The organism is Micromonospora sp. NBC_01740 (assembly GCF_035920365.1).
GTDB classification, from domain to species: domain Bacteria; phylum Actinomycetota; class Actinomycetes; order Mycobacteriales; family Micromonosporaceae; genus Micromonospora; species Micromonospora reichwaldensis.
Map to the genome: position 1 here is coordinate 2,691,385 of NZ_CP109150.1, position 23,116 is coordinate 2,714,500.

The 23,116-nt window shown below is 73.4% G+C and carries 21 protein-coding genes and 2 pseudogenes; 14 read left to right on the forward strand and 9 right to left on the reverse strand.

The genetic code is table 11. The features are described 5' to 3' along the window. The first annotated feature begins 17 nt into the window (after positions 1–17). The 3 genes from OG989_RS12865 to OG989_RS12875 all read left to right on the forward strand — a co-directional run bounded on the left by OG989_RS12865 (position 18) and on the right by OG989_RS12875 (position 1,398). Positions 18–449, forward strand: a complete 432-nt coding sequence (locus OG989_RS12865) for a nitroreductase family deazaflavin-dependent oxidoreductase (protein WP_327030627.1) — start codon at positions 18–20, stop codon at positions 447–449. 116 nt (positions 450–565) lie between these two features. Further along, positions 566–910, forward strand: a complete 345-nt coding sequence (locus tag OG989_RS12870; RefSeq protein ID WP_151453601.1) for a DUF1330 domain-containing protein — start codon at positions 566–568, stop codon at positions 908–910. 161 nt (positions 911–1,071) lie between these two features. Next, positions 1,072–1,398, forward strand: coding sequence for a hypothetical protein (locus tag OG989_RS12875; protein ID WP_192581317.1), 327 nt, complete (start codon positions 1,072–1,074; stop codon positions 1,396–1,398). A 38-nt stretch (positions 1,399–1,436) separates the two neighbouring features. Here the strand turns inward: OG989_RS12875 and dacB are convergent, their stop codons facing one another. Further along, positions 1,437–3,020, reverse strand: a complete 1,584-nt coding sequence (dacB, locus tag OG989_RS12880) for a D-alanyl-D-alanine carboxypeptidase/D-alanyl-D-alanine endopeptidase (protein WP_327030628.1) — start codon at positions 3,018–3,020, stop codon at positions 1,437–1,439. A 134-nt stretch (positions 3,021–3,154) separates the two neighbouring features. Here dacB and OG989_RS12885 point away from each other — a divergent pair, with 134 nt between their 5' ends. Next, positions 3,155–4,228, forward strand: coding sequence for an NAD(P)-binding domain-containing protein (locus OG989_RS12885; protein WP_327030629.1), 1,074 nt, complete (start codon positions 3,155–3,157; stop codon positions 4,226–4,228). Positions 4,229–4,409: 181 nt separating this feature from the next. Further along, entirely contained in the window at positions 4,410–4,691 is a 282-nt protein-coding gene (locus OG989_RS12890; protein WP_132233810.1) for an adhesin, read from the forward strand. 43 nt (positions 4,692–4,734) lie between these two features. Here OG989_RS12890 and OG989_RS12895 read toward each other — a convergent pair whose 3' ends face one another. The 4 genes from OG989_RS12895 to OG989_RS12910 form a co-directional block, all read right to left on the reverse strand. Then, positions 4,735–5,832: a beta family protein gene (locus OG989_RS12895; RefSeq protein ID WP_327030630.1), complete on the reverse strand. Its 1,098-nt coding sequence runs from the start codon at positions 5,830–5,832 to the stop codon at positions 4,735–4,737. Between the two features lie 247 nt (positions 5,833–6,079). After that, positions 6,080–6,619: a PepSY domain-containing protein gene (locus tag OG989_RS12900; RefSeq protein ID WP_327030631.1), complete on the reverse strand. Its 540-nt coding sequence runs from the start codon at positions 6,617–6,619 to the stop codon at positions 6,080–6,082. A 115-nt stretch (positions 6,620–6,734) separates the two neighbouring features. Continuing rightward, positions 6,735–8,012, reverse strand: coding sequence for a sensor histidine kinase (locus OG989_RS12905; protein WP_151453605.1), 1,278 nt, complete (start codon positions 8,010–8,012; stop codon positions 6,735–6,737). Further along, on the reverse strand, positions 8,009–8,704 hold the full coding sequence (locus OG989_RS12910) for a response regulator transcription factor (protein ID WP_151453606.1): 696 nt from the start codon (positions 8,702–8,704) through the stop codon (positions 8,009–8,011). The genes OG989_RS12905 and OG989_RS12910 overlap by 4 nt, the downstream gene beginning before the upstream one ends. Before the next feature lie 102 nt (positions 8,705–8,806). Between OG989_RS12910 and OG989_RS12915 the strand changes: the two genes are divergently transcribed. The 3 genes from OG989_RS12915 (at position 8,807) to OG989_RS12925 (ending at position 11,770) form a co-directional block, all read left to right on the forward strand. Then, complete coding sequence (locus OG989_RS12915; protein WP_327030632.1) at positions 8,807–9,292, forward strand: septum formation initiator; 486 nt, start codon at positions 8,807–8,809, stop codon at positions 9,290–9,292. 243 nt (positions 9,293–9,535) lie between these two features. Further along, a complete protein-coding gene (locus tag OG989_RS12920; protein ID WP_327030633.1) occupies positions 9,536–9,928 on the forward strand; it encodes a cupin domain-containing protein in 393 nt (130 codons plus the stop codon). Positions 9,929–9,973: 45 nt separating this feature from the next. Then, positions 9,974–11,770 carry a glycoside hydrolase family 15 protein gene (locus OG989_RS12925; RefSeq protein WP_327030634.1) on the forward strand — a complete coding sequence of 599 codons (1,797 nt, stop codon included), beginning with the start codon at positions 9,974–9,976 and terminating at the stop codon, positions 11,768–11,770. A gap of 49 nt (positions 11,771–11,819) precedes the next feature. Here OG989_RS12925 and OG989_RS12930 read toward each other — a convergent pair whose 3' ends face one another. Next, positions 11,820–13,013, reverse strand: coding sequence for a threonine synthase (locus tag OG989_RS12930; RefSeq protein WP_327030635.1), 1,194 nt, complete (start codon positions 13,011–13,013; stop codon positions 11,820–11,822). Between the two features lie 16 nt (positions 13,014–13,029). Then, the gene (locus OG989_RS12935) at positions 13,030–14,091 is read right to left on the reverse strand and encodes a DNA polymerase ligase N-terminal domain-containing protein (RefSeq protein WP_327030636.1); all 1,062 of its coding nucleotides are present in this window, start codon (positions 14,089–14,091) and stop codon (positions 13,030–13,032) included. Positions 14,092–14,184: 93 nt separating this feature from the next. On the opposite strand from OG989_RS12935, the gene OG989_RS12940 reads away from it, so the two are divergent. The 5 genes and pseudogenes from OG989_RS12940 to OG989_RS12960 all read left to right on the forward strand — a co-directional run bounded on the left by OG989_RS12940 (position 14,185) and on the right by OG989_RS12960 (position 19,870). After that, the gene (locus OG989_RS12940) at positions 14,185–14,973 is read left to right on the forward strand and encodes an aldo/keto reductase (RefSeq protein ID WP_151453611.1); all 789 of its coding nucleotides are present in this window, start codon (positions 14,185–14,187) and stop codon (positions 14,971–14,973) included. Between the two features lie 176 nt (positions 14,974–15,149). Then, positions 15,150–15,314 (forward strand): hypothetical protein, encoded by a 165-nt coding sequence (locus OG989_RS12945; protein WP_165947736.1) that lies wholly within the window; start codon positions 15,150–15,152, stop codon positions 15,312–15,314. Further along, on the forward strand, positions 15,314–16,279 hold the full coding sequence (locus OG989_RS12950) for a golvesin C-terminal-like domain-containing protein (protein WP_151453612.1): 966 nt from the start codon (positions 15,314–15,316) through the stop codon (positions 16,277–16,279). Before OG989_RS12945 ends, OG989_RS12950 begins: the two co-directional genes overlap by 1 nt. Before the next feature lie 369 nt (positions 16,280–16,648). Next, positions 16,649–18,594, forward strand: a pseudogene (locus tag OG989_RS12955) (polymorphic toxin-type HINT domain-containing protein); the annotation flags it as partial. A 955-nt stretch (positions 18,595–19,549) separates the two neighbouring features. Continuing rightward, complete coding sequence (locus OG989_RS12960) at positions 19,550–19,870, forward strand: hypothetical protein (protein ID WP_327030637.1); 321 nt, start codon at positions 19,550–19,552, stop codon at positions 19,868–19,870. A 33-nt stretch (positions 19,871–19,903) separates the two neighbouring features. Here the strand turns inward: OG989_RS12960 and OG989_RS12965 are convergent. Both OG989_RS12965 and OG989_RS12970 read right to left on the reverse strand, forming a co-directional pair. Then, positions 19,904–20,194, reverse strand: a pseudogene (locus OG989_RS12965) (cellulose binding domain-containing protein); the annotation flags it as partial. Positions 20,195–20,476: 282 nt separating this feature from the next. Then, complete coding sequence (locus OG989_RS12970) at positions 20,477–21,619, reverse strand: GH12 family glycosyl hydrolase domain-containing protein (protein WP_327030639.1); 1,143 nt, start codon at positions 21,617–21,619, stop codon at positions 20,477–20,479. A gap of 302 nt (positions 21,620–21,921) precedes the next feature. Between OG989_RS12970 and OG989_RS12975 the strand changes: the two genes are divergently transcribed. Then, positions 21,922–23,031, forward strand: a complete 1,110-nt coding sequence (locus tag OG989_RS12975; RefSeq protein WP_327030640.1) for an FAD-dependent monooxygenase — start codon at positions 21,922–21,924, stop codon at positions 23,029–23,031. Positions 23,032–23,116: the final 85 nt, after the last annotated feature.

Below are 23,116 nucleotides of genomic sequence, written 5' to 3' on the forward strand. Positions count from 1 at the left end.
GGCGAACGGGAGGGCCGATGGGCGAGCAGGTGCTGGACAGCCCGCACGGCTGGGTGGCCGACCACATCCGGCGGTACGTCGAGACCGGCGGCGCCGAGGGGCACGAGTGGCAGCCCGGGGTCTTCACGCTGCTGCTGACCACCCGGGGACGGCGCAGCGGGAAGCTGCGCCGCACCGCGCTGATCTACGGCCGCGACGGCGACGCCTACCTGGTCGTCGCCTCGCAGGGCGGCGACCCGAAGCACCCGGCCTGGTACCTCAACCTGCTCGACGAGCCGCTGGTCGAGGTGCAGGTGGGCGCCGAGCGGTTCACCGCGCGGGCGCGTACCGCGACGGCGGGGGAGAAGCCGCGCATGTGGTCCACGATGGCCGCCATCTGGCCGGCGTACGACGAGTACCAGGAGAAGACCGACCGGGAGATCCCCGTCGTCGTGCTCGACCGCGTCTGAGCGGGGCGACCCGCCGTCGTTACCCCACGGGTAATCGACGCCGGGCACGCGCCGGCGGGAGACTCGGCGTACCGCCCCGGTCGTCCGGCCGGGCGGACCGGCTCCCGGGAGGCACCATGCCCGCGTTCGCGCTCGCCCACCTCTACGACACCCCGGCCCACGAGGACATCCTCACCTACATCGAGCGGATCCAGGCCACGCTGGACCCGTTCGGCGGCCGGTTCCGGGTGCACGGCGCCGAGGTGGAGGTCAGGGAGGGCGACTGGCCGGGCACCGTGGTCATCATCGAGTTCCCCGACCTGGACCGGGCCCGGGCCTGGTACGACTCGCCGGCGTACCAGGAGATCCTGCCGCTGCGCACCCGGCACATCCCGGGTGCGGCGCTGATCGTCGACGGCGTTGCCCCCGACTACGACCCCCGCCGGACGGCCGCCCGGCTGCGGGAGCGGGCGGCCGGCTGACCGGCGGCTCCGCCCCGACGGCGGTCCCGCCCGGACCGCCGTCCGGTGCCGGCGGGCGGGTCCGTGTCCACCCTGCGGGACAGTTTGTCCGTCGCGCCGCGTCGCGTCTGTCGTAACTTTCTGCTGTCCATCTCCGACCATCCCTTGTGGAGGCCACACCGATGAGCAGCGTCACCGCCCGCACCGTCCGTCCGACCGCCCCCCGGGGCGCCGGGGAGCCGTCCGGGGAGGTGCTCCGGGATATCCCGCTGCCGCCGTACGTGACCGTCGAGGACGCCCAGTTCGCCGTGCGGGCGGTCGTGGTGCACGCGCCCCGGCACTGGTCCGGCGGGACGGTCTGCCGCAACGACGCCAGCCCGCACCCGTGCCGGCTGCACCGCTGGGGAGCCCGGGTGCTGGCGCAGCGCGGCCTGCGTCCCGCCGAGATCGCCGCGCTGATCGAGCGCGGCGACCCGGCGGCCGAGCTGCCGCACCGCCCCGGCGCCTGAGCGCCGGCGGGGCCCCCGCACCGGGCCCCGCCGGCCGGTCAGCAGGCGTTCGGCTTGACCCAGGCGCACTCCAGGCCCTCCGGGACCCGGGGGGTGTCGGGCGCCGTCGGGGCCGCGGCCCGCGCGCCGGTCACGCCCCTGCCCGTGTACGAGGCCAGGGCGATCGCGATCTGGTCCTCCAGCGTCTTCACGGAGGAGGCCAGGTAGTTGTTGAGCAGGATCGAGAACGCCAGCACCCGCCCGTCGGCGTCGGTGACGTAGCCGGAGAGGCCGGAGACGCCGGTCAGGCTGCCGGTCTTGGCGTGCACGTTGCCCGCCGCCGCCGTGCCCCGCATCCGGCTGCGCAGCGTGCCGCCGACGAACCGGTCCGCCTCGCCGGCGACCGGCAGGGCCGCGTACCAGGTGTCGAACCAGGGCTCGTCGCGCACGGCGGTGAGCAGGTCCACGAACTCGTCGGCGGGGATCAGGTTGCGCCGGGAGAGCCCGGAGCCGTCGCGCTGGCGCAGCGTGCCGGTGTCCATCCCGGCGTCGGCGACGTACTCGCTGATCGCGGTCAGCCCGGCCGACCAGGTGCCGGAGCCGGAGAGCACCCGGCCGATCTCCTTGGTCAGCACCTCGGCGTGCCCGTTGTTGGACAGCTTGAGGAACGGCACCATCAGTTGGGCCAGGGGCATCGAGCGGTGCCGCGCCACCTCGGCTGCGCCCTCCGGGGTGGCCTGGCCGAGCACCGTCTGACCGAGCACCCGTACGCCGTGCCGGCGCAGCGCCGACCGGAAGACGTCTGCGGCGTAGCCGGTGGGCTCCCAGACGCTGACCCAGTCGTTCGCCGGCGTGGCGCCGAGCGCGATCTGCCCGGTCACCACGACCGTGTTGCTGCCGTGCGCGCGCTCGAAGGAGACCGACGTCTCCCCGCCGGCGACCGTCTCGGCCCGGTTGTCGATCTTCAGGTACCGGGTGGCCGGGGTGGTGGTGACGACCGGACGCGCGCCGGCGGTCGCGCCGGGGGCGGCGTGGACGATGACGGTGCCCGCGTCGTAGTCGGTGTCCGGTGCCACGGTCAGGGCGGAGACCTGCGCGGCGTAGTAGTACGGCTCGTCGTCCCAGGTCCAGTCGGGGCCGAGGCGGGTGCTGTCGTAGCGGGTGTCGTCGGCCACCAGGTTGCCGGTGACCACCCGGACGCCCGCGGCGGCGACCCGCGCGGCCAGCGCGTCGTAGTCGGCGGCGAGCATGGTCGGATCGCCGCCGCCGCGCAGGTAGAGGTTGCCGGAGACCAGGCCCGCCCGGCGGGCGCCGCTGGTCCGCACCTCGGTGCTGAAGTGGTGGCCCGGCCCGAGCAGTTCCAGCGCCGCCGCCGAGGTCAGCAGCTTGGTGTTGGAGGCGGGCACCAGGCGGCGGTCGCCGTTGCGGTGGTAGACCGTCTCTCCGGTGGTCGCGTCCTTGACCACCACCGAGGCCTGCGCCCCGGCCAGCCGGCTGTCGGCGAGGATCGCGTCGATGGTGGCGTTCAGCCGGGTCGCCGCGGGGGTCGGGGACTCGGCGGTGGCGGTGGGCGCGCCCGCCGTGGCCGCGGCGGCGACGAGTGCCACCAGCGCGAGCGTCCGGGGGAAGAGACGACGATGCATGGGGTGATGCTGCCATGCAGGTATCTGCCAGAAAAGAGCGTCGATGGAAAGAAATTTCCGTGGGCCCGGCGGGCTGTGACCGGCGAGACGCTCCCGGCGGGCAGCGGGGCCGGCCCGCCCGTGTTGTACCCGGCATGGACGAGCGCTCCGTCGACGTGCTGGTGATCGGGGCCGGGCAGGCCGGCCTCTCCGCCGGCCACCACCTGGCCCGCGCCGGGTTCGCCCCCGGGGACGGCTTCGTGATCCTCGACGGGGGCGACGGGCCGGGCGGGGCGTGGCGGCACCGCTGGCCCACGCTGCGGCTCGACCGGGTGCACGGCTTCCACGACCTGCCCGGCCTGCCCTTCCCGGTGGCGGGACCCGAGCGGCCGGCGGCCGAGGTGGTCAGCGCCTACTTCGCCGCGTACGAGCGCGAGTTCGACCTGCCGGTGCGGCGGCCCGTGCGGGTCCGGGAGGTGCGCGACCGGGCCGACGGCCGGCTCGCCGTGCACACCGACCACGGCTCCTGGACCACCCGTGCCCTGGTCAACGCCACCGGCACCTGGACCCGACCGTTCTGGCCGCACTACCCCGGCCGGTCGACCTTCCGGGGCCGGCAGTTGCACACGGCCGACTATCGGGGACCGGCGGAGTTCGCCGGCCGGCGGGTCGTGGTGGTGGGCGGCGGGACGTCGGCCGTGCAGTTGCTCGCCGAGGTCTCCACCGTGGCCGCCGGCACCACCTGGGTGACCCGGCGCCCGCCCGACTTCCGCGACGAGGAGTTCACCTCCGAGCGGGGGCGCGCGGCGGTGGCCCTGGTCGACGCGGCGGTACGCGCGGGCCGCCCGCCGGACAGCGTGGTCGGCGTGACCGGGCTGCCGCTCACGCCGGAACTGCGCCGGCTGCGCGAGCGCGGCGTGCTCGACCGGTTACCCGTCTTCGACCGGATCACGCCGGACGGGGTGGCCTGGGACGACGGGCGGTTCGTGCCCGCCGACGTGATCCTGTGGTGCACCGGTTTCCGGGCTGCGCTGGACCATCTCGCGCCGCTGCGCCTGCGCGCGCCGGGCGGCGGTATCACGATGGACGGCACCCGGGTGGTCGCCGACGAGCGGATTCACCTGATCGGGTACGGCCCCTCCGCGAGCACTATCGGCGCCAACCGGGCGGGCCGCGCGGCGGTACGCGGGATCCGGGCCCGGTTCGCCCCGGCCCGTGCCGTGCACTGACCCCGCTCTATTTGACGGATGCCCCGGCAGGGGGCACCGTAGGCCGTGGAGGGGCCCTGAGCTGCCCCGAAGCGCGACGGCGATGTGCGTGTCGCCCTTCCATCGCCTCCCACGTGTGCTCGCCCGCGGGCCGAGTCCCGGTCCCGCACCGCGAATCCGAGAATCCACGAGGAGTTCCGCCATGCTCACCATGACCGACAACGCCGTGCTGGTCATCCGAGACCTCGCCAACCAGCAGGACGTCGCCGAGGACGGCGGAGTGCGGATCGCCGCCGACACCGACGCGGGTTCGCTCACCGTCGAACTGGTCGCCGAACCGATCGAGGGCGACCACGTGGTCGACAATCAGGGCGCCCGCATCTTCCTGGACTCCGACGCCGCCGAGCTGCTCGGCGACGCGTCGGTGGACGCGAGCGTCGACGACGAGGGCATCGTGCAGTTCGGGTTCACCGAGAAGCAGTGACGGCCGGGCGCCGCCTCCGCACCGGTGCCCGGCGGGGAGGCGCTCAGCCGGCCCGGCGGGTCTCCCCGTTGCGGTGCGGCCGGGCGGGACGGCCCCGCTCCGGCGGCGCCTGATCGGATCGCCACGGCCGGGACTCCCGCCCCTGCTGCGGCAGCGCGGCCAGCACGTGCGCCAGGTGGTGCGAGGTGCTCCACGCCGCCCAGTTGCTGGCAGACCCGGCACCGGCGCCCCGGCGGGCCCGCCGCAGGATCTCGTGGTCACCCCAGGAGAAGGCCGCGCCCGTGGCCGGCCAGTGCGGCGCCGAGACCACGGTGCGGCACAGGTCCGCGAACCGGTCGTCGCCGCGTCCGCCCCGGCGCGACCAGCGGTACACCCACCAGGCGCCGTCGGTGGTGTAGCGGACGGTGGGCAGCCGGTCTCCCGCCTGGTCGGCGCCGGGCACCGCAGAGCCGACGCCGTAGTCGCCGTACCCGACGCCGAGGTCGGCCAGCCGCTGCCAGAGCTGCCAGTCCCAGCGGTCGACGCGCACCGGTTCGTCGGTGGGCAGGGCGGACACCGCCGGGGGCATCCCGCCCGCCGCCACGCTCACGGAGGACCAGGCGTGCCGGCGGGCCCACTCCGACAACCGGCGGACCCGGGGCTCGGCCACCCGTACGTCGGCCCGGCAGCACACGTCGCCCGCGTCGAGGAGCAGGTCGCACTGCTCGGGCACCAGGCCGGTGAGCCGCCAGACCCGTTCCGCCGCCGCCGTGGCCGCGTCCGGGCCGGCGCGATCGTGCCCGACCCGCAGCCGGACGACCGCCCGCTGGGCGTGGGCCCGGGCCGCGGCACCGTGCGCCACCAGGCGCCGGTCACTGTCCGCGAGCCCGATCACCGGCACCAGCGGTACGCCCCAGCGGACCAGTTCGGCCTCCGGAGCGTCGGGCAGGCCGGTGACGTCGACCGCCGTGAGCAGCCCGTCGGGCAGCCGACGGAGCACGTCAAGCGTGAACTGGTCGAGGACGGACACCTGGAGGACCGGGGCGAGCAGGGGGGCGACGACGTCGTCGAGATGACCGAGCGCCTCCAGCTCACCCCGCCGATTGGCGAGGATGGGGCGGTAGACCGGTTCCGCCGCCCGGCCCTCGTGGGCGGGCACCATACCCCAATGTAGCCAGACATCGGTGTCGGTCACAGGGCCGACCGGCCCGTCCCGCCCGCCGGGGCGGGCGGCATCCGGCGGCGACAGCTCGCCCGGAGGGCGTCGGGTCGCCGGCGCCGTTTCCTGGGCCGGGCCCGCCCGCCGCACCCACGCGCCGCGCAGCCCGCAACGACGACACCGCCGCCGCAGCCCGCAACGACGACGCCGCCGCCCCGCAGTGCGGGACGGCGGCGCTACCGGCCACGGGTCAGTCGTCGTCGCCGTCGTCGTCGTCCGAGTCGTCATCGTCGTCGTCCCGGTCGTCGTCGTCATCGTCGTCGACCGGCTCCTGCTCGGCCTTGACCACCGTGCCGTCGCCCCGGTCGACGTCGATCTCGTGCTCGGTCTGCCCGGCCACGATCTCGACGCTCCACACGGCCCGGCCGTCCTCGTCCTCGCGCTCGACCTCGACGATCTTGCCGCCGCCCGCCCGGGCCAGCGCGATCTCGCCCGCCCGCTGCTCGCTCACCGCATCGCCGCCGGTGGCCGGCGCAGCACTGCCCGACGGAGAGCCGGGCGCCGCCGGGGTGCCGCTGGCGGTCGGGGCGCCGCTCGTCGCCGGGGCGCTGCTCCCGGTGCCGCTCGGGGTGCCCGGCGTGGCCGGGGTCGTCGGGGCGGTGGTGGCGGCGGCCAGGGTGGTCGCCCGGGCCGCGCCGTTGTCGGCCGCCGCGACGCCGAAGGTCGCACCGGTCACGACGAGCACGGCCGCGCCTCCGAGCGACGCCAGCATCAGGGACTTGCGCTTCATCTCGTTCACCCTTCCTCGGTTGCTGGTTCCCAGGATCGCGCCCGTCCGGATAGCGCCACGCTGCCCGAACGCTAAGGCCGGGTTAAGCCTGTCCGGGCCCGGACCGGAGGACGGGTCAGGACGGGGGCGGGCCCAGTTCGAGGCGCACCTCGGCGCCCCCGGAGGGCGCGGCGTGCAGGGTGAGGCGGCCACCGCTGGACTGGGCGGCGCGGCGGGCGATGTCCAGGCCCAGGCCGGTCGAGCCGGCGGTGCTCGCGCCCCGGCCGATCGTGCCGGGCGGCATCCCCGGGCCCTCGTCCGCCACGACCAGCGCCGCCCGGCCTGCCTCCTCCGCCGTCAGCCGGACGGTGAACGCGGTGCCGTCCGGGGTGTGCGCGAAGACGTTGCCGAGCAGGGCGTCCACCGCCGCCGCCAGTTCGTCGGCGGGTACGCCCACCGGCAGCGGCCCAGGCGCCAGGTCGAGCGTCACGGCCCGCCCGGTGTCCTCGGCCAGCACCGACCAGAACGCCACCCGCTCGGCCACCACGGCCGCCGCGTCGGCGCTGGCCGCTCCGGCCGTCGGCACGCGCCACCGGGCCTGTCGGATCAGGCCCGTGACCGCCCGCTCCAGCCCGTCCACGGCCGCGGTCACCCGGGCGGCGTCCTCCGGGTCGCGCAGCGACTCGGCCTCCAGGCGGAGCGCTGTCAGCGGGGTGCGCAGGCGGTGCGAGAGGTCCGCGACCTCCTCCCGCTCCTGCACCAGCAGCACCTGGATCCGGCCGGCGAGGTGGTTGAGGGCGCCGGCCACCTCGCGCAGCTCGCGCGGCCCGGCGGGCGTGACGCGCGCGGCCAGTTCCGCGTTCGCCAGCCGGTGCGACACCGCCGAGAGCTCACCGATCGGCCGGACCAGGGTGCGGGCCAGCCGGTCGGCGACGGCCAGCCCGATCAGCACCAGCAGCACGCCGAGCAGGGCCAGGACCAGCCAGGACCGGGTCACCCCGGCGGTCAGCTCGGCGGGCGGTACCACCGTGCGGATCACGCCGGTGCCGTCCGGGCGGCCCTGCACGGCGATCACCACCTCGCGCCCCCGCCCGGACTCGGCGGTGAGGCTCTGCCCCCGCTCCGCCAGCGCCACGGCGGCCGTACGGGGGGCCGGGGCGCCGAGCACGGTGCCGTCTGGCAGGAACACCGTGACCGGCCGCGCGGACTCCGTGGCCAGTTGGTCGACGGTCAGCCGGATCGTCGCGGTGTCGGCGGTACCGACGACGGTGACGAGGCTCTGCGCGTCGGCCGTGGCCCGCACGGTGGCCCGGTCCGCCGCGACCGTACGCACCAGCAGCGCCAGCGGCACCAGGAAGGCGACCAGGGTGAGCACGCTGACCGCGGCGACCAGCAGCGCCAGTCGGGCCCTCATCCGGCGCTCCCCGGCGCTTCGAGCCGGACCCCGACGCCCCGGACGGTGTGCAGGTAGCGGGGCGCCTGCGCGCTCTCCCCGAGCTTGCGCCGCAGCCAGGACAGGTGCACGTCCACGGTCTTGTCGGCGCCGCCGTACGGGACCCGCCACACCTCGGCGAGCAGCTCCCGCTTGGTGACCACCTGGCCGGGCCGGCCCGCGAGGTGGTGCAGCAGGTCGAACTCGCGCGGGGTCAGCTCGACGGGCGCACCGTCCAGGGTGACCTGCCGCGACCGCGGGTCGACCCGCAGCCCGCCCACCACCAGCGCCGGGTCCTCCTCCGGGGCGGACCCGCTCCCGCGCCGGAGCACCGCCCGGATCCGTGCGTCGAGCTGCGCGGCCGTGAACGGCTTCACCACGTAGTCGTCCGCCCCGGCGTCGAGCACCCCGACGATCTCGGTCTCGTCGTCGCGGGCGGTCGCGACGATCACCGGCACGGCGCTGACCGCGCGGAGCATCCGCAGCAGCTCCCGGCCGTCCAGATCGGGCAGTCCCAGGTCGAGCACCACCAGGTCGGGCCGGTCGTCCAGCGCGTCGCGCAGGCCGGTCATCGCCGTCGAGGCGGCGGCCACCGCGTGCCCCCGCTCGCGCAGTGCCCGCAGCAGCGGCGTACGGATCGTCAGGTCGTCCTCGATGAGCAGCAGGCGGGCCACAGGTGGCAGGCTAGCCGCCACGCGGCGCGCCGGCCCGGACGTTAACCCTCCCTTAGCCTCGTCCGGTGCCCGTCCCAACCTCGGATCGGTCAGACTCGGGGCATGCGCCGCCGTTCGTTCCTCGCCGTCGCCGGGTGGCTGGCCACCGCCGCCCTCGCCACCCTGATCGGGGTGGCCGCGATCCGGTGGGTGGGGGAGAGCATCGCCGGCACCCCGGGCGGGGTGCTCAGCCAGGAGGAGATCGAGCGGGCCCTGGCCTCGCCCGGGCCCACCGTCCCCGGGGCCGGCGGCCCGTCGTCCCCGACGGCGGGCGGGACCGGCGGGCCGCCGTCGCCGGGAGCGACGGGCTCGACCCCGGCGGGAGCACGTCGGGCCTTCGCCACGACGGGTGGCAGCGCGGTGGTCGAGTGCGGGCCGGGCGGGGTACGGCTGGTCTCCTGGACGCCCGCGCCGGGCTACCGGGTCTCGGACGCGGAACCGGGGCCGGACGACGACGTGGAGGTCGCCTTCGCCGGCCCGTCCGGGGAGTTCGAGCTGAAGCTGCGCTGCGTGGGCCTGGAGCCGGTGTCGGTCGAGGACGACGACTGAGCCGGACACGAGCGCGCGGCGCCGTTCGGATCCCGGGGATCGGAACGTCGCCGCGCTCTGGCCGTCTCCCACCACCGCAGCCGTACGGCGGTACGCCGGCGGGGACCTGGCTCGACCGGCCACCGTGCGCCGGCTACTCCCTCGATCCCCGTCCATCAGGGATCGAAACCCCCGAGGAGTGGCGAATTCCACCATCTGCGAGTCCCGGCGTGGCGTCGGGCCGCAGCGGGTATGTGCGTCGGCATGGAGCATTTCACTATCGCGACCGTCGCCGAGAAGAGCCCGGACTTCCGGCGGGTGCTGTGGACCGGTGGGCACACCCAGCTGGTGATCATGACGATTCCGCCGGGTGGTGAGATCGGCGAGGAGGTCCACGAGGACATCGACCAGATCCTGACCTTCGTCAGCGGTACGGGCGAGGCGCAGGTGGCGGGGGAGAAGCGCGAGGTCGTGCAGGGCGACCTGGTGGTGGTGCCGGCCGGCACGAAGCACAACTTCGTCAACACCGGCCCCAACCCGCTGGTGCTCTACACGGTCTACGGCCCGCCCGAGCACGCCGACCAGGCGGTGCACCGGACCAAGGAGGAGGCCGACGCCGCCGAGGCCGCCGGCGAGGACGAGCCGCCCACCTCCTGACCGTCGGTGCCGCCTGAGGCGGCCGGAACGGGGTACCCGCAGCGGGTGGACCAACTGGCGATCTCCGACTACGGGTTCCTCTCCGACTGCCGTTCGGGTGCCCTGGTCGGTCGGGACGGCTCGATCGACTGGTGGTGTCCGGACCGGTTCGACTCCCCGTCGGTCTTCGGCCGCCTGCTCGACACGGAGGCCGGGCACTTCCGGCTGGCGCCCACCGCTGCCGGGCTTCCCGGGCACCGGGTGGAGCGGGCGTACGTGGCCGACACGCTGGTGCTGCGCACCGTGCACCACACGCCGGAGGGGAGCGTCGCGGTCACCGACGCGCTCGCCGCCGAGCTCGGCGCCCGTGGCCACCAACTGGGGATGAACTCCCCGGCGGTGCTGCTACGGGTCGTGGAGGGACTGGCCGGGCGGGTGCGGATGTCGCTCGACTTCCGCCCCCGCCCGGAGTACGGCCTGCTCACCCCGTACCTGCACGGGCAGCCCGACGGCGGGGTGCTGGCCGCAGCCGGTCCGGTGGTGCTGGCCCTGCACACCGGCGGGGTGCCGCCGCACGTCGACCGGGACCGGGTCCGGCAGGAGTTCGAGGTCTCCGCCGGGCAGGTGGTCGGCTTCGACGTGGCGTACGGGCAGGCGTACGGGACGGTGCCGGTCCGGCTGGAGCCGGTGGCCGCGCTCGCCGAGACGGTGCAGGCCTGGCAGGCCTACCGCGAGTCGCACCACTACGACGGCCGCTACCGGGAGCAGGTCCGGCACAGCGCGACCGTGCTCACCGGCCTCACGTACGCCCGCAGCGGCGCGGTGGCCGCGGCCCTGACCACGTCGCTGCCGGAGCGGATCGGCGGCGACCGCAACTACGACTACCGCTACTCGTGGCTGCGCGACTTCGCCATGACGCTGCGCGCCCTCTGGGTGGCCGCCTGCCCGTCCGAGGCGTCCCGGCTCTTCGCCTGGGCGGCCCGCTCGATCGGCCGGGTCGGCCCCGACCCCGTGCCCGTGCTCTTCGGCCTGGAGGGGGAGCGGGACGTCTCCGAGCACGAGTGCGCCCACCTGCGCGGCTACGGCGGCAGCCTGCCGGTGCGGGTCGGCAACGACGCCTGGCGGCAGCGCCAGCTCGACGTGCCGGGCGAGGTTCTCTCGGCGGTCTGGCAGCTGCGCGACCACCTGGGGGAGTCACTCGACACGGAACTGCGCGAGATGGTGCTCGGCCTGGCCGAGCAGGTCGCCGCTACGTGGCACCTGCCCGACCGGGGCATCTGGGAGACCCGGGACACCGACCGGCACTACCTCACGTCGAAGGTGCTCTGCTGGGTGGCGCTGGACCGGGCGGTGCGGCTCGCGCCCCGGCTCGGCGACCGGGCCGACGCCCGGCGGTGGGCGAGGATCCGCGACGAGATCCGGACCGCCGTGCTGCGCGACGGCTGGCACGAGCGGACTGGCGCGTTCGGCGGCGCGTTCGGCTCGCCGGAGCTGGACGCCTCCGTGCTGCTGCTGCCGCTGGTGGGGTTCCTGCCGGCGACCGACCCGCGGATGCGCGCGACCATCGAGGCGGTCGAGCGCGGGCTGGGCGCCGGGGACGGACTCGTCCGCCGCTGGGACACCGACCCGGCGGGCTTCCTGCCCTGCTCGTTCTGGTTGGTGGAGTGCCTGGTCCTGGCCGGTGAGCAGGGCCGGGCCGAGGCGCTCTTCGAGCGGCTGCTCGGGCACGCCAACGACATCGGCCTGTTCAGCGAGCAGATCGACCCGCGCTCCGGCGCGCAGGTCGGCAACACGCCGCAGGCGCTGTCGCACATCGGCCTGGTCAGCGCCGCCTGGCGGCTGACCGACCCCACCACGGACTGACCGCGGGCTCAGGAAGGGCCCCCACCGGAAGGGGTCCCTTCCTGACACGTCACGCCGGCAGCACCGGCACGTCGGTGACGTCCACCGTCTCCGGGTACTTCACGCCGGCCCCGGTGTTGAGCACCACCACGCGTTCGCCGGCCCGGATCCAGCCGCCGGCGCGCAGGTGCCGGGCGGCGGTCAGGCAGGCGGCCCCCTCCGGGCAGAGCAGCAGCCCTTCGCGGGCGGCGAAGTCCCGCAGGTCGGCCAGGATCTCGGCGTCGTCCACGGCGATCGCGGTGCCGGCGCTGGCGCGCAGCGCGTCGAGGATCAGCTCGTCGCCGAGCGGGGCCGGCACGGTGATGCCGAACGCCACGGTGTGCGCGTCGGCCCAGGGGCGCGCCCGCTGCTCACCGGCGGCGAAGGCGCGGACGATCGGCGCGCAGCCCGTCGACTGCACCGCGACCAGGCGGGGCAGCTTGTCCTCGATCCAGCCCAGCTCGCGCAGCTCGTGCAGCGCCTTGTGGATGCCGATCAGGCCGACCCCGCCGCCGGTGGGATAGATGATCACGTCCGGCACCTGCCAGCCGAGCTGCTCGACGATCTCGTACCCCATCGTCTTCTTGCCTTCGAGCCGGTACGGCTCCCGCAGCGTGCCGGCGTCGAAGATCGCGCCGCCGGAGTCGGCGACCAGCCCCGCGACGTGCCGTCCGGCGTCGCCGATCAGCCCGTCGACCAGGCGTAGGTCGGCCCCGGCGGCCACGCACTCGCGCCGGCAGATGGCCGGCGCGTCCAGCGGCATGACGATGGTCGCGCCCAGCCCGGCCCGCGCGGCGTAGGTGGCCCAGGCCGCGCCCGCGTTGCCGTTGGTGGGCATGGCGATGCGCGTCACGCCCAGCTCGCGCGCCCGGCTGACGCCCACCGCCGCGCCGCGCGCCTTGAACGAGCCGGTGGGCGTCAACCCCTCGTCCTTGACCAGCAGGTCCGCGATGCCGATCTCCGCGCCGTAGGTCGGGGTGCGCAGCAGCGGCGTCCAGCCCTCGCCCAGCGTGGTCTCGTGCCGGGGGTCGGCCACCGGCAGCAGTTCGCGGTAGCGCCACAGGTCGGCCGGGCGCAGCGGGAACCGTTCCGGGGTGAGCACCTTCGCCACCGCCGCCAGGTCGTAGCGGGCCAGCAGCGGGGACCCGCAGTCGCAGAGGTTGGTCAGCTTGGCGGCGTCGTGCTCCCGCCCGCAGCGCGGGCACTCCAGGTGCGTCAGGTACACGATGCTCCTCGCCGTCTCAGCTCGTGTCTCGGCTCGCGTCGATGCTCAGCCAGCGCCGGCTGCGCTCGCCCGGCTCGTAGACCGAGTCCAGGCGCTTCGCCACCACGCCGGGCAGCCCCTGCTCCCGCCCGGTCCGCAGCGCCTCCCGGCCGGCACCGGGGAACCACGGCGGAGTCTGCCAGTGCGGGCCGGCGAGCGCCAGGCCGTCGAGCAGCTCCCGGCGCTGCGCGTACGGCAGGTCGAGGCTGGTCACGCCCTCCATCCAGAGCAGATCGAAGATCAGGTACTGGGCGTCGGGGGTCCGGCGTCCGCCGCGCGCCGGCCGCACCCGGCCGGCCCGGTCGATGCGCACCAGGACGCCGTCCAGCACGGCCTCCGTGGGCGCCAGCTCCTCGGCCAGCTCCCGCAGCCAGGGGTACGTCCCGGAGACGTCCTCGTCGTCCTCCGCGAGCAGCCGCAGCCGCCCACCCGAGACGTACGCGACGGCGCGTACCCCGTCCCAGCGCAGCTCGTAGCCCCACTCCGGCTCGTCCGCCGGCAGCTTCGCCGCCCGGGTGGGGTGCATCGGACGGACCAGCTCCGGCATGCTCGTCCAGCCCTCGGGCGGCGGGTCGGTGCGCCGGACCATCCAGTCCCGCCCGCTTCTGCCGCCGGTGGCGAAGAGGACGTACCGCCCCGAGGTGCGCTCGCCGTCCAGCACGACGATCACCTCGTCGTCGCGCCACTTCTCGCAGTGGTAGGTGCCCTGGTCGTGGACGGTCATCCGGCCGCCGCCGTACTCGCCGGCCGGGATCTCGCCGTGGAAGTCGAGGTATTCCATCGGGTGGTCCTCGGTGTGCACGGCGAGGTGGTTGCGGCCGGTGTCGCGGGGCAGCCCGCGCGGCACCGCCCAGGAGGCCAGCACCCCCTCGTGCTCCAGGCGCAGGTCCCAGTGCAGGCTCCGGGCGTGGTGCTGCTGGATCACGAACCGGGCCGTGCCGTCGGCGGGCCGCTTCCTCCCCGGGGGCCGCTTCGGCACCGGCTCCGGGGTGCGCGCCGCGTCCCGTCTGCGCCGGTACTCCTCCAGCGGGTCAGCCACATCCGCATTCTCCGGCAATCCGCGCCGACCCGCCGGCCGCCCGGGTGTCCGGTTGCCCGGGCATGTCGTGGGTCATCACGGGTAGACCGCGGCATGGACCACGAGGACCAGCCCACTGTTGCGCTCCCGGGCGAGGGGCGGATGCCCCTGCTCGGCTTCGGCACCTGGCAGGCCACCGGCCAGGCCGGGTACGACGCGGTGCTCGCCGCGCTCGACGCCGGCTACCGCCACGTCGACACCGCCACGATGTACGGCAACGAGGAGGAGGTCGGCCGGGCGGTCCAGGAGAGCGGGCTGCGCCGCGAGGACGTCTTCGTCACCACCAAGCTGCCGCCGGACCGGGTCGGACGGGAGCGGGAGACGCTCGAGGCCAGCCTGACCGCGCTCGGCACCGACCACGTCGACCTGTGGCTGATCCACTGGCCGCCGGAGAACCCGGCGGACAACATCCCCGTCTGGCGCGAGCTGCTCGCCGCCCGGGACGAGGGGCTCGCGCGCGCGGTGGGGGTGAGCAACTACGGCACCGGCCAGCTCGACGAGCTGATCCAGGCGACCGAGGAGAACCCGGCCGTCAACCAGATCCGGTGGAGCCCCTCGTTGTACGACCGGCAACGGCACAAGGAGCACCGGGACCGGGGAGTGGTGCTGGAGGGTTACAGCCCGTTCAAGACCAGCGACCTCGCCCACCCGGTGCTGACCCGCATCGCCGCCGCGCACGACGTCTCCCCGGCCCAGGTGGTGCTCCGCTGGCACGTCGACCACGAGATCGTGGTCATCCCCAAGTCGGTGACCCCGGAGCGGATCCGCGTCAACGCCGACATCTTCCACTTCTCGCTGACCGCCGAGGAGATGCGCGACATCGACGCCCTCGGCAACCCCTGACGAACCCCTTCCGGCATTCGGAGCGGGGCTCGGTCCGGGGTCCGCCGTTGCCAATTTCCTTCAGCCTGAATAGGGGCGATGAAGGGTATCGACATAGATGCTCGCGACGATATACCGTGCGCGTCACCAGTTCATCGATGAGTCGGAACCCCTCCGCCCTTGTCTGAAGGAGCGCCATGAACGCGTCACGACCCGCCCGCCTCCCCCGACGCGGGGTGCTGGGCATGTCGGCCCTGGTGGCCACCGCGGTGGCCGTAGCCGCCAAGCCCGCCACGGCGAGCGCCGCGCCGCTCGCCGCGCCGAAGGCCGAATGCCTCGCCGACCTGCTCGGGGAGTCCTGATGGCCACCATTCCCTGGCTGGTGGACGTCCTGCGGGGAGCGGGCGTCCAGGTCGTCGTCGAGGGCGACTGGCTCAACCGCATGCGCGCGGGCTCGTTCGACCCGATCGGCGTGCTCTGGCACCACACCGCCGCCACCTCCAGCGCCAGCAACCCGCACCCGGCGCTCAACGTCTGCATCAACGGCCGCTCCGACCTGCCCGGCCCGCTCTGCCAGGCCCTCGTCGACTACCACGGTGTCTTCCACGTCATCTCCGCCGGGCGCTGCAACCACGCGGGCGTCAGCCGGGGCAGCGGGCCGATCCCTGCCGGCGACGGCAACACCCTGATGATCGGGTGGGAGATCGACTACAACGGCGTGAACCAGGAGATGACGGCGGCGCAGTACAACGCGTCGATCGCCGCCACGGCCGCCGTGCTCAAGCGGCTGGGCAAGGACGCCAGCTACGCCCGGGGCCACCGCGAGACGAGCACCAGCGGCAAGATCGACCCGTCCTTCATCGACCTGAACACGATGCGCGCCGACGTCGCCGCGAAGATGGCGGGCGGCGGCAACACCTGGAGTTCCGTGGTGGACAACTCCACCGCCGGACGCTTCACCGCCAGCGCCAGCTGGGGCACCTCGGCGTACTCGGCCCAGCGCTACGGGACCGACTACCGCTTCGCCCAGCCCGTCGCCGCCAGCGACGCCGCCTGGTACAAGTTCAACGTCCCGGCGACCGCGAACTACCGGGTCGACGCCTGGTGGCCGGCGGTCTCCGGCTACAACACGGCGACGCCGTACATCGTTGCCACCACCACCGGCAACCGGACGGTCATCGTCAACCAGGCGGCGACCGGCGGGCAGTGGCGCTCCCTCGGCACGTTCACGCTGCCGGCCGGGGACGCCAACCGGGTCGCGGTCAGCCGGTGGAGCTCCGCCGCCGGCCTCGTCATCGCCGACGCCGTCCGGCTCACCCGGGTCTGACGGGCCGACCACCCCTCGCGTACGGCGGCTCCCGGGGGACGGGGAGCCGCCGTACGCACGTCTTGATGAGGGGGCGAGGTGCCGAGGGGCGGTCGCCCTCCGGCCCGGGTCGCGTGGGCGTGGCCGACGGCGATCACCGTAGCTTCCACGGTGGCCGGTGCCGTCCGCCTCACTTCGGCTCCGACCTGTCGGTTCGTCGTTCTCCGCGGCCCGCGGGAGTGCGACCGTGCCATGGTCGCGGTGCCATTCCGGGGACCGTGGCGCACCCTGTCGTGGGGGATTCCGGCAGCTGTTCCGGTGTGAGTGGACGGGGCGGGGAGAAGTGTCCCGAGCGACAGCCGGGGATTGCGCCGAGAATCGCCTCCCGGCGAGTACGAGCAGGGCTCCAAGCGGCTCACCCGTCAGCGGCTGGACCGCGAGTCTGCCCCGATCGTCGACATCGACGCCCGCTACACCTACGACGCGTCCGGCAACATCCAGCGGATCGTGAACAACCCGTCCGGTACGCAGGACACGCAGTGCTTCACCTACGACTACCTGCGCCGCGTGGACCGGGCGTGGACGTCGGCGAGCACCGCGACCGACCCCTGCGCCGGCGGCCCCTCGGTGACCGGCGTGGGCGGCCTCGCGCCGTACCACCACGCCTACACCTACCCCGCCGCCGGCCAGGCGCAGCCGCACACGCTGAGCCAGATGACGGAGTCGACCCCGGCGGGTGACCGGCTGCACTCCTACCAGTACGACGCGGCCGGCAACACCACGAAGCGGACGAGGACCGGCGAGGACCAGACCCTGGTCTGGGACGCGGAGGGCAACCTCGAATCGGTAACCGACGCCGCCGGCAAGAAGACCAGTTTCACGTACGACGTCGACGGCTCCCGGATACTGCGCAAGGAGCCGAACGCCACCACCCTCTACCTGCCGGGCATGGAGATCCGGCTGAACCATCAGACCCGGGTCACCGACGCGACCCGCTACTACGGCCTGCCGGGTGGCGGGACGCTGGTCCGCAAGACCGACGGCATCCGGTACGTGGCGAGCGACCACCACGGCACCGGCCAGGCGACCGTCGACGGGGCCGGCGCGATCACGCACCGGCGGACCACCCCATTCGGGGAGAGCCGGGGAACGGCACCGGCGCCGGGTCAATGGCCGACGGAGAAGGGCTTCGTCAACGGGAACATCGACTCGACGACGGGCCTGGTGAACATCGGCGCTCGCGAGTACGACACGATCGCCGGCCGGTTCATCTCGGTCGACCCGATCATCGACGTCAACGACCCGCAGCAGATGAACGGGTACGCGTACGCCAACAACAACCCGATCTCGTACTCGGACCCCGACGGGCTGAAGGCGTGCTCCGACGACGTCTGCGGCCCGGGCGCCGACTACGAGGACATGTACGGCAACTACCACAAGGTCAAGGGCCACAACGACGGCTGCGGTGGTTGCTCGGGCGCGTACGACCCGGACGAGCCGACGAAGAACGTGCACAACAACCCGCGGGCGTCGGCCGAGGAGCGGGCCGCGGCGGCACGGGCGGCGGCGGAGAAGGAGCGGCAGCGCCGCATCGCCGAGGCCAAGGCGAGGATGCTCAACATCGCCAAGGCCCTGGGGAAGATCGCGATGGAGGAGCTGGGCATCACCGATGCCCTGGACTGCTTCCTCAAGGGCGACATGGACGGCTGCATAGCCACGGCGGTCAACGTGGTGTCGTCGGCCTTCGGTGGTGCGCTCGGCAAGCTGGCCGCCAGGTACGGCGCGCCATGGAAGTGGGAGAAGGCCGCCGCGCTGGCCAGCCGCGTCAAGGGCCTGCTCGTCGATCTGGTCGACAAGGCGAAGGCATTCATCAAGTGCAAGAACAGCTTCGTGCCGGGCACGTTGGTGGTGATGGCCGACGGGTCGCGCAAGCCGATCGAGGACGTCAAGACCGGTGACGTCGTGCTGGTGACCGATCCGGTGACCGGCAAGACGACGACCAAACCGGTGGTGGCGACCATCATCGGCCAGGGCACCAAGCACTGGTCGAGGTCACCATCGACCCCGACGGCGACGAGGGCGACGCCACCGGAACTGTCGTCGCCACTGGTAACCACCCGTTCTGGGTGCCCGAACTCCGTGAGTGGGTTGAGGCCGCCGATCTGAAGGCTGGTCAGTGGCTGCGCACCTCGGCCGGTACCCACGTGCAGATCAGCGCGACCCGGCAGTGGACGGAGCCGGCACAGGTCCACAACCTGACTGTCGACGACATCCACACGTACTATGTGCTCGCTGGTGAGAAGTCGCTCCTTGTGCACAACTCGTCTTGTGCGGTGCACGGAGGCCCCACTGGCCTGCCGAGTGGTGACCTGCGTGAACCGCAGCAGTGCACCTGTCCGGACGGGGCGCCCGCAACTGATGGGGCGCCGGGGCTTGACGAGGGCGCTCCCGAGGAGGCAAACCGGCGCATCACCTTCGCGGATGAGTTGCGCACGCAAGAAACCACCCGTACCTCGATCGCCCGCGGTATCAACGCCGAGATGAATGCGATCAAAAACGTCAAGGGTCAAACGGATCCAGTGGGCGGAGCTATTATTCTCGTGCTCGGCGTCTGGGCCAAGTGGAAAAACAGGGGTCGCTAGGTGGCGTCGACATCGAGTACGATGACCCGGTCGTCGATCGAACGAGGATGTCGTGGGTAGGTCGATCTGGCTGATGCTCGCTGTGCTCCTGTGCGGAGGGGCGTTGGCGGGAGGTCTGCTACTTCTCAGACGAAGGCGCAGAGTCCGCGTCGAGGACGATCCTGAAGCTCGTAGGGAGGCTGCTCGACGTGCCATACGACAGATGTCGAGCGAGCGTCGTGGCAAAAAGGGCACCATTCGCGGCAAGGGTGGTGGCGGTAACGAGCGCACAGCACAGGATGCATCTTCGGGTACGGACTTCTCGGGAGGAATCTGATTCCGGTCCGTCGTGCGGGGCGCCGGAGTGGTGTTCCCGCCAAAGAGCTGACCGAATAGCACCTGTCTGAGTGCCTTGAATAATTAGATAAGCGGCAAGTGAAAGAGGGAGACGTGGCCGAGTCCACGTCTCCCTCTTTCTGCTCGAAAGCCCGCCGGGTTGGCCCGGACGGATAGACGCTAGAGATCACCCCACGGGTGCTGCTCGTGGGCGGGAGGGGTGGGCGTGCCGTCAGAGGGTTGGGAGTGGCTCAAGGATCAGCCTCCGAAGTGGGAGGCTCCCGACGATCTGCATGCTCCGACTGTCTCACCTGCGCTGAACCTCGGTGTCCAGGTGATCGGCAGCAACATCGCCGGTAACGACATCGTGGAGGTCGCGGCGGAGTTCCTCGCGGCGGAGGCCCGGCTCGAGTTGTGGATGGGCCGCCTTGATCCGCCCCTGCCGCTACGTCGGCGGTTCGAGGTGGGGCGGGAGACCGGCGAGGCCGTCCGGACCACGTACGAGGCGTGGATCGACTTCCAGAAGGCGCACCGGGCGGCGGGCGGACGGGTGGCGATGGTCGGCCGGGAGAGATCGAGGCTGATCGCGGCCTTCCGGGAGGCGACCGCCGTGCTGAAACGTGCGGTGGACCGGGGAACGGGCGAGGGGGCGTGACCGGCGGCCGGTCACGCCCTCTCGATCACGCTGTCAGGACCGGGAGCAGGCCACGCCGTTGAGGGTGAAGCTGGTCGGCGAGGAGTACGCGCCGCTCAGCGTCCCCTGGTAGCCGAAGCTCGCCGTGCCGCCGGGGCTGAGCGTGCCGTTCCAACTGATGTTGCGCGCCGTCACCGCCTGGCCGCTCTGGCTCACCGTGGCGTTCCAGGAGTTGGTGACCCGCTGCCCGGAGAGCAGGGAGTAGGCCAGCGTCCAGCCGTTGATAGTGCTCGACGAGGTGTTGGTGATCTGCACGTCGGCGGTGAACCCGCTGTTCCAGGAGTGACGGCCTCGTGGCTGTGGGAGGCTCTCTTTGCGTTCGGTGAGCATGTCGCCGCTGGTGCGAAGGTGGAGACGGTGCCGGACGACATGTCGGACAGGCTGGGCTCCTTCATGAAGCAGCTGTCGAGCGTCGTGCATCGCAGAGGTGGCGATTCATAGCTGGTTCCGAACGGGCGGCCGGGGCAATGGTGATGCTGTTGCCCCGGCACTCCGGGGACGTAGGCGTTCGTAACGGTGCGGGGGCGTAGCCGCAAGGCTGCGCCCCCGCACCGTGTCGGTGCGTCCTCAGGCGCGTGAGCAGGTGACCCCGTTGAGGGTGAAGCTGGTCGGGGACGCGTACGCGCCGCTCAGCGTGCCCTGGTAGCCGAAGCTGGCCGTGCCGCCCGGGGCGAGCGAACCGTTCCAGCTGATGTTCCGCGCGGTCACCGCCGAACCGCTCTGGCTCACCGTGGCGTTCCACGAGCTGGTGATCTGCTGCCCGGCGGGCAGGTTGTAGGCCAGCGTCCAGCCGTTGATCGGGCTCGACCCGGTGTTGGTGATCTGCACGTCGGCGGTGAAGCCGTTGCTCCACGAGTTCGGCGTGTACTTCACCGCGCACCCGGCGCCGCCCGGCGGGGGAGTGCTCGGCGGGGGCGTGGTGGGCGGCGCGGTCGTGGGCGGCGGGTTGCCGCCACCGTTGACCGCCGCCGAGAACGAGGTCACCGCGAGGCCGGCGCCGCCCTGCCACGGCTCGAAGCCGGCCTGGATGCTGGTCAGGTACCAGGAGTTGGTGATCGCGCCCCGGTTGCGGGTGTCGTTGATGAACGCCAGCAGGTTGAGGTTCGCGCTGCTGATCGCCGACGGCGCCAGGTAGGAGATGACGTTGTTGGAGCCGTTGCTGCCGCGCCAGACCTCCCAGCTCCGCCCGTCGATGGTGGCGGTGCCGACCGGGGAGCCGATGGGCTGGATCGGCCCCTGCCGGTTGAGCCAGATCATGATCTCCATCTGGTTCACCCCGTCGCGCTTCGGCGACGGGTCCAGCCAGATGTCGTACGAGGCGTTGTAGATCGCGTTGCTGACGTACCGGTAGGCGATGTTGCTGGTGGCGCTGCTGATCTGGCTGACCTGGATCGGCAGGTTGGTGCCCGGGGAGCAGTTGGTGTAGTGGCAGCCGAGGAAGATCGACGGGTACGCGGTCGGCGCGCCGTTGGTCGGGTTGCTGCCGTTCTGGGTGGTGATCTCGAAGCCGCTGCTGGTGACGTTGATGCACTGCTGGGCGGTGGTGCCCCAGCGGTTGTTCTGCACCACGTAGCGGCCCTGGACGGTGGTGGAGCCGTACTGCTCGCAGATCTGCGTGTCGGCGCTGGCGGTGCCGCCGAGGGCCACGGCGACGATCGAGCCGGCGGCGAGCAGCGCGGCTGCCGCGAGGGCCCGGAGTGGACGTTTCATGATGCTCCTTCGGCTTCGGCGCGGAACGCCGGACGGAGTCGGTCGGCGGGCGCGGGAGCGCTCCCACAACCCTTCGACACATTTACATCTCTGAAACCGCAGCGCAACGGGCCTGGGGTATTGGAGAGGTAAGTGAGGTTTGTCACGCCCGAGTCGCTCGGCGGCAGGTCGTCCTCCGAAGCGGGCGCGGCGGGCGCCGAGGAGTGTTTCGCCTGGGACGATTGACTCTGGTGTGTGCCGATTGCGCCGAGTAGTGTCTTGCCTCCAACGCGTGCCGAACCCCTCCGGAGGCGTACACCACCATGGGTGGCTCTCCCCTGCGCATCCTCGTCGTCGGCGCGGGCATCGCCGGCCTGGCCGTGGCCCGGGCGCTGCGGATGGCGGGCTTCCGCCCCGACGTCACCGAGAGGCTGCCCCCGGGCGAGAACGCCGAGACCGGTCTCTACCTACCCGGCAACGCGGCCCGGGCGCTGTGCCGCCTCGACCTCGACGGGCCCGTACGCCCGCTCGGGCACGTCATCCACCGGCAGCGGTTCCTCGACGCGGCCGGGGCGCCGCTGTGCGAGGTGGATCTCGACGCGCTCTGGTCCGGGGTCGGCGAGTGCCGGGCGCTGCCCCGGACGGAACTGCACCGGGTGCTGCTCACCGGCGCTGGCGGCGCCGTGCGGCACGGCACCGAGGTGCGCGCCGTCGACCTGCTGCCGCACTCCGTCGGCGTCACCTTCGTCGACGGCACCGCCGCCGAGTACGACCTCGTGGTCGGCGCCGACGGGCCGCGCTCCTCGATCCGGGCCCTGGCCGCGCTCGGCGGTCCGCCCCGACCCGCCGGCCAGGTCGTCTACCGCAGCGTGGTGCGCGACGGGCCCCCGGTTGCCGAGTGGACCGCCCTGCTCGGCCAGCGCGCCGGCTTCCTGGTCGTGCCGATCGGCGCCGGACGGCTGCACTGCTACGCCGACGAGGCCGGCACCGTCGCGCCGGCCGACCCGACGGCCCGGCTGCGCGAGCTCTTCGGCGACTACGGCGGACCGGTGCCCGCCGTGCTGGAGGCGCTGGACGGGGTGCACGTCGCGGTCACCGAGGAGGTGGAACTGGGCTGCTGGTCCCGGGGACGGGTGCTGCTCGTCGGGGACGCCGCGCACGCCACCGCACCGACGCTGTCCCAGGGCGCCGCGATGGCGCTGGAGGACGCCGTGGTGCTCGCCGACTCCCTCCGCGCGGCCGGAGGCGACGTCGAGGCGGCCCTGGCGGCGTACGAGAGTCGTCGTCGCCCGCGTACGCGATGGGTGCGGGACCGGACCCGGGACCGCAACCGGACCCGGGACGTGCCGCCGGCGCTGCGCGACCCGCTGCTGCGCGGGCGCGGCGAACGGATCTTCGGCGAGCACTACCGGCTGCTGCTCGGCCCGCTGTAGCGGCCGGCGGCCGAGGGCCCGGTGCGCCGGGGCCGTGCAGGCTACCCGACCACCCCACGCGGCGTAGCCACCTGCCGGGGACTAT

Coding starts and splice junctions, on each gene's coding strand:
- OG989_RS12870 (WP_151453601.1), top strand. CDS start 566: ATGCCCGCGTTCGCGCTCGCCCACCTCTACGACACCCCGGCCCACGAG.
- OG989_RS12970 (WP_327030639.1), bottom strand. CDS start 21,619: ATGAAACGTCCACTCCGGGCCCTCGCGGCAGCCGCGCTGCTCGCCGCC.
- OG989_RS12920 (WP_327030633.1), top strand. CDS start 9,536: ATGGAGCATTTCACTATCGCGACCGTCGCCGAGAAGAGCCCGGACTTC.
- OG989_RS12905 (WP_151453605.1), bottom strand. CDS start 8,012: ATGAGGGCCCGACTGGCGCTGCTGGTCGCCGCGGTCAGCGTGCTCACC.
- OG989_RS12945 (WP_165947736.1), top strand. CDS start 15,150: ATGAACGCGTCACGACCCGCCCGCCTCCCCCGACGCGGGGTGCTGGGC.
- OG989_RS12865 (WP_327030627.1), top strand. CDS start 18: ATGGGCGAGCAGGTGCTGGACAGCCCGCACGGCTGGGTGGCCGACCAC.
- OG989_RS12950 (WP_151453612.1), top strand. CDS start 15,314: ATGGCCACCATTCCCTGGCTGGTGGACGTCCTGCGGGGAGCGGGCGTC.
- OG989_RS12885 (WP_327030629.1), top strand. CDS start 3,155: ATGGACGAGCGCTCCGTCGACGTGCTGGTGATCGGGGCCGGGCAGGCC.
- OG989_RS12900 (WP_327030631.1), bottom strand. CDS start 6,619: ATGAAGCGCAAGTCCCTGATGCTGGCGTCGCTCGGAGGCGCGGCCGTG.
- OG989_RS12940 (WP_151453611.1), top strand. CDS start 14,185: ATGGACCACGAGGACCAGCCCACTGTTGCGCTCCCGGGCGAGGGGCGG.
- OG989_RS12915 (WP_327030632.1), top strand. CDS start 8,807: ATGCGCCGCCGTTCGTTCCTCGCCGTCGCCGGGTGGCTGGCCACCGCC.
- OG989_RS12875 (WP_192581317.1), top strand. CDS start 1,072: ATGAGCAGCGTCACCGCCCGCACCGTCCGTCCGACCGCCCCCCGGGGC.
- OG989_RS12895 (WP_327030630.1), bottom strand. CDS start 5,832: ATGGTGCCCGCCCACGAGGGCCGGGCGGCGGAACCGGTCTACCGCCCC.
- OG989_RS12890 (WP_132233810.1), top strand. CDS start 4,410: ATGCTCACCATGACCGACAACGCCGTGCTGGTCATCCGAGACCTCGCC.
- dacB (WP_327030628.1), bottom strand. CDS start 3,020: ATGCATCGTCGTCTCTTCCCCCGGACGCTCGCGCTGGTGGCACTCGTC.
- OG989_RS12975 (WP_327030640.1), top strand. CDS start 21,922: ATGGGTGGCTCTCCCCTGCGCATCCTCGTCGTCGGCGCGGGCATCGCC.